At 46.2% G+C, this 718-nt stretch carries 1 protein-coding gene; it reads left to right on the forward strand.

The genetic code is table 11. The features are described from left to right. A partial coding sequence (locus A3729_RS02740) for a methyltransferase domain-containing protein (protein WP_304439683.1) occupies positions 1-613 on the forward strand: 613 nt, incomplete at its 5' end. Between the last annotated feature and the right edge of the window lie 105 nt (positions 614-718).

Here is a 718-nt window from a genome sequence, read left to right on the forward strand (position 1 = left end):
ACTATGTTGTGACTTACTGGAACTAGAAGAAGGCCATAAGGTACTCGATGCCTGTGCCGCACCAGGCGGAAAAACCTGTGCGATCCTGGAATCCCAAACAGGTATTCACCTGACGGCGCTAGACTCTGAAGCAAGTCGAGCCGCAAAGATCGATGAAAACCTTAAACGACTAAATTTACAGGCAGAACTTAAGGTATCACGCGCCGAAGAGCTTGAGCAGTGGTGGGACGGTAAGCATTTTGACCGAATCCTGCTCGATGCACCATGCAGCGCCAGCGCAGTCATTCGACGCCACCCTGACATCAAACTATTGCGCAAAGAAGGTGATATAAAAGCATTGGCTGAACTTCAACTTCAGCTACTTACAAGCTTGTGGAAAACACTCAAACCAGGCGGGATATTGGTATACGCAACCTGCTCTATCTTCCCACAAGAGAATAGCCGAATTATCGAGCGATTCTTAAGACAGCAAGATCAGGCCGAATTATTCAAGATCGATGCACCCTGGGGGCAAGATACCGGGTTTGGTCGTCAATTATTCCCTCAAGAAAACGGTCATGATGGTTTTTTCTACGCCCGTTTAAAAAAACGCGGAAGCGAAATACCCGAATAAGAAGCAAGATTTATCAGATTAACCGTGTTTAGGGGATGAAAAGAGTCATTTTACTGAATTGGCGATTGACCCTAAATTTTGTCGGTATATTATAGCCCACGGGTC

This window comes from Oleiphilus sp. HI0043 (assembly GCF_001634935.1).